The sequence below is a fragment of the Pseudomonas sp. IT-P176 genome (genome assembly GCF_949767245.1).
GTDB lineage: Bacteria > Pseudomonadota > Gammaproteobacteria > Pseudomonadales > Pseudomonadaceae > Aquipseudomonas.
Genome location: NZ_CATKPN010000106.1, coordinates 1 through 528, shown reverse-complemented (window position 1 = coordinate 528; position 528 = coordinate 1). Strand labels below are relative to the sequence as shown.

Genomic DNA, 528 nt, shown 5'->3' with positions numbered 1-528 from the left:
GACAGCTGGAAACCCGGCGAAGAAAGCCTGTGGCTGCGCCTGGCCCGCCCGTACGCCGGCGACACCCACGGCCTGCACCTGCCGCTGATCGCCGGCACCGAAGTGGCCATCGCCTTCGAACAGGGCGACCCGGACCGTCCCTACATCGCCCACGCCCTGCACGACAGCCAGCACCCCGACCCCGTGACCCTGCGTAACTACAAGCGCAACGTGCTGCGCACCCCGGCCGACAACAAATTGCGTTTGGACGACACGCGGGGGCAGGAGCACATCAAGCTCAGCACCGAGCACAGCGGTAAGAGCCAGCTCAACCTCGGGCAGGTCGTTGATCACAAGCGCCAACCCCGAGGCCAGGGCGCGGAGCTGCGCACCGATGGGCACGGGGTTATTCGTGCCGGCAGCGGCGTCTTCATCAGCGCTGATGCGCAGCCCAAAGCCCAGGGACCGATGCTGGACATGAGCGCTGCGCTGGGTAGGTTGCAACAGGCCGGCGACCAACTGGAAAGGGTGTCGGTCGATGCCCAGGCC

Annotated in this window: 1 protein-coding gene; it reads left to right on the top strand. The window is 67.2% G+C overall.

The window, feature by feature from the left end; genetic code table 11:
* On the top strand, positions 1-528 hold a 528-nt coding region (locus ACM6IP_RS25155), incomplete at both ends, for a type VI secretion system Vgr family protein (RefSeq protein ID WP_414862524.1).